This is a genomic window from Mesorhizobium sp. BHbdii (assembly GCF_053848045.1).
The window spans coordinates 22,004-28,732 of sequence record NZ_JBSPKX010000016.1 but is presented as its reverse complement, the minus strand read 5'-3'; the positions used below and the strand labels follow the sequence as shown (position 1 = coordinate 28,732).

Annotated in this window: 5 protein-coding genes and 2 pseudogenes; 3 read left to right on the top strand and 4 right to left on the bottom strand. The window is 57.4% G+C overall.

Annotated features, from left to right (window positions below):
* The 3 genes and pseudogenes from ACWTU8_RS30800 to glyA form a co-directional block, all read right to left on the bottom strand.
* A pseudogene (locus ACWTU8_RS30800) lies at positions 1 to 320 on the bottom strand (adenosine kinase); the annotation flags it as partial.
* A gap of 95 nt (positions 321 to 415) precedes the next feature.
* Positions 416 to 1,609: a methionine adenosyltransferase gene (gene metK / locus ACWTU8_RS30795; protein ID WP_455851107.1), complete on the bottom strand. Its 1,194-nt coding sequence runs from the start codon at positions 1,607 to 1,609 to the stop codon at positions 416 to 418.
* A gap of 112 nt (positions 1,610 to 1,721) precedes the next feature.
* A pseudogene (gene glyA, locus ACWTU8_RS30790) lies at positions 1,722 to 2,064 on the bottom strand (serine hydroxymethyltransferase); the annotation flags it as partial.
* 384 nt (positions 2,065 to 2,448) lie between these two features.
* Between glyA and ACWTU8_RS30785 the strand changes: the two are divergent.
* From ACWTU8_RS30785 to ACWTU8_RS30775, 3 genes are read left to right on the top strand one after another with little or no spacing between them, the layout of a single operon-like run.
* A complete protein-coding gene (locus ACWTU8_RS30785) occupies positions 2,449 to 3,792 on the top strand; it encodes an NAD(P)-dependent oxidoreductase (protein WP_455851106.1) in 1,344 nt (447 codons plus the stop codon).
* Positions 3,789 to 4,478 (top strand): class I SAM-dependent DNA methyltransferase, encoded by a 690-nt coding sequence (locus ACWTU8_RS30780; protein WP_455851105.1) that lies wholly within the window; start codon positions 3,789 to 3,791, stop codon positions 4,476 to 4,478. Before ACWTU8_RS30785 ends, ACWTU8_RS30780 begins: the two co-directional genes overlap by 4 nt.
* 12 nt (positions 4,479 to 4,490) lie before the next feature.
* Complete coding sequence (locus tag ACWTU8_RS30775) at positions 4,491 to 5,423, top strand: isopenicillin N synthase family dioxygenase (protein WP_455851104.1); 933 nt, start codon at positions 4,491 to 4,493, stop codon at positions 5,421 to 5,423.
* Between the two features lie 191 nt (positions 5,424 to 5,614).
* Here the strand turns inward: ACWTU8_RS30775 and ACWTU8_RS30770 are convergent, their stop codons facing one another.
* Positions 5,615 to 6,712: a GlxA family transcriptional regulator gene (locus tag ACWTU8_RS30770; RefSeq protein ID WP_455851103.1), complete on the bottom strand. Its 1,098-nt coding sequence runs from the start codon at positions 6,710 to 6,712 to the stop codon at positions 5,615 to 5,617.
* Between the last annotated feature and the right edge of the window lie 17 nt (positions 6,713 to 6,729).

Sequence of the window (6,729 nt, the reverse complement as noted above, 5' to 3'; positions counted from 1 at the left end):
TTGAGCGGCCTGGTGTCGAAGGCGACGCCCTGCGCATGCATGTCGTGGGCGTAGATTTCGCCGAGCGTGTCGTTCGAGACCTTGCCGAAGAAAGCGGCGCGACCGCCGAAGGAGGCGACGCCGGCCGCCGTGTTGCCGGCGCTGCCGCCGGAAGCCTCGATCGTCGGGCCCATGCGGCTGTAGAGCAGTTCGGCGCGCCTCGTGTCGATGAGGTTCATCGCGCCCTTGATGATGCCGTTGGTTTCGAGGAATTCCTCTTCGCACTGGGCGATGATGTCGACGATGGCATTGCCGATACAAAGCACGTCATAATGCGGCATCAATATCTCCGTCAAAACCCGCGGATCTCATGGGTCGGGCGCGCGCTTACAACTGTTGGAGTGGATCCCGAATACAGATCGACCCAGAGTCTGCTTCACGCAGCGAGACCTGCCTCCCGTCGCAAAAGGTCGGCTCTGTCTGTCCTCTCCCAGGTGAACTCAGGCTCTTCACGGCCGAAGTGCCCATAGGTCGCGGTCTTGCGGTATATCGGGCGTAAAAGATCAAGCATCTTGATAATGCCCTTTGGTCTGAGATCGAATAGCTCAAGTATGAGGCGCTCTATCCTTTCTTCCTCGATCGTCGCGGTGCCGAAGGTATTGACGAAAACCGAAACCGGTGTGGCCACGCCGATCGCGTAGGCAATCTGCACCTCGCAAACTTCGGCAAGTCCGGCAGCCACGACATTCTTGGCGACGTACCGGGCCGCATAGGCAGCAGAACGGTCAACCTTGGAGGGGTCCTTGCCCGAAAAGGCACCACCGCCGTGGCGCCCCATCCCACCGTAGGAGTCGACGATGATCTTGCGTCCAGTAAGGCCGCAGTCGCCCCGCGGCCCGCCCACCACGAACCGTCCCGTCGGGTTGACCAGGAATCTGATCCCTGTCGTGTCCAGGTCGGTCGGCAAGACAGGTTTTATGATCTCCTCAACAACTCCTTCCCGGACTGCTTCCTGTGACACCTCCTCGTCATGTTGCGTAGAGAGGACAATGGTATCCAGCGCCACAGGGCGCAATCCTTCATAGCGCACGGAGACTTGCGATTTCACGTCGGGACGTAGCCAGCTGAGCTGTCCTGCTTTGCGGACCTCTGCCTGCCTTTTCGTCAACTGGTGAGCGAGTTGGATCGGCAAGGGCATCAGTGTATCGGTCTCGCTGCAAGCGTATCCGAACATGAGGCCCTGATCCCCCGCTCCCTGATCGAGATCAATCCCTCGGCCTTGGTCCACACCTTGGCTGATGTCAGATGACTGTTCGTTGATAGCCAGAACGACCGCGCAACGCCGACCATCAAACCCGACAGCATCGTCATCATATCCGATGTCGAGAATGGTATCGCGGGCAACTTGGCTGTAGTCGATCTGGGCATCGCTGGTGATCTCGCCGGCCAGCACGACCATCCCTGTCTTCACCAAGGCTTCACAGTTTTTCACCAAGGCCTCACAGGCGACCCGCCCCTTAGGGTCCTTACAAAGAATGGCATCGAGGATGGCATCGGAGATGTTGTCGGCCATTTTATCTGGGTGTCCGGCCCCGACGGATTCGGAGGAAAAGACAAACTGTCTAGCCATGGAATAGCCTCGCTTCAGGTATTGGAGTTGGGTGGGTCGTTTGGATTGGGTCGGCTTACCGGTCGGTGATGCCAGGAACCTCGAAGACACCGCAGAAGACCGCAACATCTCTTCACACCTTCGCATGTATATGTGGCTCATCGGGCTGGCGGCAGACCAGGTCGATGAAGCCGGCAATCTGATCCATCTCCTTTTCACTCATGCCCATGGGCGTCACTGCTGGTGTTCGTAAGCGGATCCCGCTTGTGACCGCCGGCTTGCGTGGATCGCCCGGCACCATGTTAAAGTTGGTAATGATGCCTGCCTCCGTCAGGCGCTCGGCATAGACTTTGCCGACGGCGATTTGTGCCGGAGGTGAGTTTCACCATGTGATTGTCGGTACCGCCGGTGACCATCTGGTATCCACGGTCGAGAAGCGCTTGGGCGAGAGCCTTGGCATTCTTGACGATCTGCCGGCTCAAGTCGGCCTCGGATTGTTACGTCATGTTGAAAGGGGCGGGCAGTGCTCCCGGTTGGATGCTGCCTGCTAGTCTCAGTGAATCCTCCCTTTGAGCCCGCACTCGGCAATCCTTTGGCAGTGTCCACTGCTAACGTCGCGAGTCATGTCGCGAACCTAATGAGAGTTATGGTGGAATAGTGTGAAAAATTGTATTTTGCAGGTGTCATTTTTGTATAGCTGATGAAGTATTGTCGTGAGTAGGAGCGTTTCTTTAGCCAGAATTTAACAAAGTATTGTCGAAATCTGCCTTGAGATCATAGTGAAACTGCTGCAGAACTGCATCGTCTGATGGTATTGCGGGTTTTGGACGCATCAATAGTTCTCTTGGAAAGGGTGAAGCATGTCTGCTGTCAAGGCTGGAGGGCGAGCTGCGTGCGCCATTCACCGCAATGTGGACCGAATAGGGTTCATTGGCACCGGCAGCATGGGGCGACCGCTGATCGCCAAGCTCTTGGAAGCCGGCCATCCGGTAAACGTCTTCGACATTGAACTCGGGGTCGCGAAAGAGGTGATCAACAAGGGAGCCCGGTGGCATGACGCACCGCGCGACGCGGCCCGCGATTGCGACATTGTCATCACGTGCCTGCCCCTGCCGCGCGACGTCTTCGACAACATGACGGGCGAGCAGGGCGCCTTGGCCGGAATGTCGCCGGAAAGCGTGTGGATCGACATGTCCACGACCGACTACCACAACACACTTGAGATCAGCGGTCGAGCGGCTGCAATCGGTGTGCATGCGCTAGAGGCTCCCGTGAGCAATTTATCCCACATGGGGGTCGATTTCGCCAACGTCAGCTTCTTCGTCGGTGGACCTTCGGAGGCCTACCTGCGTTGCGAGGCTGCGTTGCAGACCATGGGAGCCGTCTCCTTTCATGTCGGGGATATTGGTCAAGGCCAAGCAGTCAAACTGCTGACCAACCTTCTTTTTTACACCGCAGCCGTTGCGAGCGGCGACGCGCTCTGCCGAAGTGTGCGCGCTGGTATTCCTGCGCAGCAGGCGTGGCGAGATTTTGTCTGTTCCACGGCGAACTCCGTCGCAATCGAGCAGTTCGCCCCATTCCTCCTGGATGGCAGCTACGACCGCTCCTGCACGCTAGAGATTGCGGTGAAAGACATGGCATTGACCATCCAGCTAGCCGACGAACTTGGCGTCGAATTGCCGCTCGGGCGAGCCGTCGAAAAGCGCTATAGCCAAGCAGGACGCCAATTGAGGCGATACGACGGTCACCTGCGAGTCATTGAGCTAGCACAGGCTGCCCTCGGCGTTCGGTTGCAAGTGCCAGGCTATCGCGCGCCCTCCAAGTACGGCGCCGACCCGGCGTATCCACCAGATCAACAATTCATTACCGATCGCGTCGGACGGATCAAACCGAAGCGCGAGCATGTGTTTCCGCGCGATGACGCCCCGCTGGGCGACGTCCACATACGCTTGCTTCAGTCTATGGTCGCCGAGCTCACCCACGTGAACCGATTGATCCTCGGCGAGGCGTTTGATCTCGGACAAGGCATGGGCTTGAGCCATGCCCTGCTGTGCGACGTCGTCCGCTGGAGCGTGGGGGCCTCCGCGTGGTCGGACAGCCATGATCCGCAAAAAACGTCAGCGAACAGCTCAGCCGCGGCCATTGCGCCGTCAATGGCGGCCGTTCCGCATCTCATTTGCCCATACATGGAGGAACTATCATGAACACCCTCGGTCCAAAAAGCATGCTGGAGGAAGCCGCAAGAAAACGCATCAAGGATTCCCACACGCTCGACGGGGACCCAAGTCGCTTGGCCAAGTTCTATCGCGGATGGGCCAGCGCCTACGAAGTGGACGTTGGCCGCGACGGGTACTGTGGGCCGATGATCGTCGCGGAGCTGGCGGGTGTCGTGCAGACCGCTTATCTAGCCAGCGAGCGAGCAGCCATCGCAGTCCTGGACGCTGGTATCGGAACAGGGCTCGTCGGCGTGCAACTAGCACGCGTCGGCTTCCGGTTGCTCGACGGGTTCGATCTCTCCGAGGAGATGGCCGAAAAAGCCCGACAAACCGGTGTCTACCGGCACATTCAGGGCCATGTCGATCTTAATGGACCCCTCTCCGACTATCCCAGCGCGAGCTATGACATCACCGTCTGCTGCGGCGTCTTCACGCTCGGGCATGTCCGACCGGATGGGCTGCGCGAGCTCGCTCGAGTCACCCGGCCGAACGGATTCGTCATCGCAAGCACCCGCAAGAGCTATGCGGAGGCCACATCCTTTGAAGACGAGGTGCAGCGCCTGCAGGATCAGGGCGCCCTTGTGCCGACGCAGTGTCTGAAAGACGGCAGATACCTCGACGAGGAGGACGCCCACTACTGGGTCTTCCAAATTCCCACCAGTGCAACGTGCTAAGGAGCAGCAGCTATGACCACGCTACCACAAATTTCGCTAGCTAAATTGGCAGCCGGCACCACGCGGCACGAAGAGGGGGAGCGCCTTCGTACAGCCTGCGAAGAGTACGGGTTTTTCTACCTTGTCGAGCACGGCATCCCGAAAAACGAGATTGCGGAAGCCATCCGGACTTCTCGGCAGTTCTTCGCCTTGCCGCAGTCGATAAAGGATCGCTATGGTCACACATTCCAAGACGTGTACCCAACCACTTCCCGTGGATACAGTCCTTTGAACGGCGAAACGCTGCATCCCGATGAAGGGCCCGATCCAAAAGAAGTTTTCGACCTCGGAATCGAGAACGAAAGCGACCGGCGTCCGTTTGCTGGACGGACGAACTTTCCGGATGATGCCGTGGCTCCTGGCTTCGCGGCAAGCCTGCTCGCGCTGCAGGCCTCTGTCCTGAACGGGGTTGTACCGAAAATTGGGAACGCGCTTGCCGATCTGATCGATATGACGCCGGGCTGGTTCCAACGCCATTTTAACCCACCGACGGTCCTGCAACGCGTGATCTGGTATCCATCTAGCGGCGGCGCGGCCGCCAAGCACACGGACAATGGCTTGTTCACGCTCCTGCTCCAGGAGGAACTTCCCGCGCCCTCGTTGGAGGTGTGGTTTCACGGGCGCTGGGTGCCGGCTCCGAGCCTGCCCAATAGTCTCGTAGTTAATCTGGGCGATATGCTTCAGGCCTTGAGCGGCGACCGCTTCAAGAGCACGCCCCACCGGGTTGCGCACAGGGGGCCAACTAGCCGCATTTCGTTGCCCTTTTTTGTGTATCCTGACATCGATGCCCCGGTGATTTTAAAACAAGGTCAGCACGCCTTAAGCGTCAAAGAAGTGATGCTGCGCAACTTCGAGTCAATCTGGGAAACCGGCAACGGTGCCGGACGCGCGAGAGAGTTGCAATAAGCGGCTTCCCGAAGAACGAAGAATAGGAGGGACACCTCGGACAGGAGGGGCTCGAAATGCAGGCCCTTCTTGTCGCGCGGCCGCCTTTCCAGGTTCTCCTGAGTGCTGTCAGGCGAGCTGCGATGGCGCCGACGCGGTCGGTAAATGTCTAGACAGACAGCTCTCCCCAAATGTTTTCTCTGCCAGAATAGCTACGCCCTTAAAATTTGAGCATCTACAGAACCGGATGTGCGTGCCCACGGACGGGCACGACTCGGCAAGAGCTTGAAATGATCTTTGAAGCATTTCGAAAAATGTGATGACGAGACGTAGCCGCACGCAACGGCCACTTCGATAACTGGCATGTCCGTCATTTCTAGGAGTTGTCGTGCTCTTTGTAGCCGAAGGCCACAATAGTACTGCATCGGAGTGATCTTCATGTGTCTTGCGAAAAGACGTTCAACTTGGCGTTTCGATAGTGAAACTCTCTTGGCTATTTCGTGGAGCGACAGCGGCTCCTCAATATTCTTCTGCATGATTTTAATGGCGCGAAGCAGCTTCTCGACGGTGCCAGGGTGGCGAATCCCAAGCGGTACCGACTGACAATGGCTGCCACTTCGAAATCTTTCGGCGGTCAGCTGACCGCATATTCGGCTTGCCAAGTCGCCTCCGCGTCGAAGCTCAACCATTTCAGCTGCGAGGTCGAACGCTGCGAACTCACCGGCGCAGGTTGTCACAGATCCTTCATGGACGAATAGGCAATCTTCCGCCATTAGCTCCGGGAATTTTTCTGCCAAGGCGTCGAGCTTTGACCAGTGAACAGTACAACGCATTCCGCTGCGCAAAATTCCTGCATCGGCTAACAACCATGTTGCTGTTCCGATCGCATAAATAGGCGATTTACGGCAATTTTTCACTCGCAAAAGAGATGAGATTTGTGTCGAGCTTTGCCTCTCGATGCGCTCGCCCCCGATCACAACAAGAACCGAGTGACTGTCGTCGTGTTTGAGGGTGTTAATGTCCATATCAACAGCTATGGGTACTCCGCTCGTACATTTGACCGGCCTTCCGTCTGTCCCAACAAAACGCCAAGAAAATAGCTCGTGGCCAGAAGCTTTGTTTGCGTGGTAAAGGACCTCAATAAATGATGAGAGGCTAAGAAGAGAAAACCCAGGAAGAACAAGAATACTGAGGGACAGGGTTGAATTAGCTGATCCATCTTCGCCAGGAGAGCCGCTATTAATGTTATATCCGGCGACTGCGTAGGCCGGATTCGCGGCCCAGATGTTGCGGATTGGTTGTTTGCTCATTGCAAAGACTCACAGGT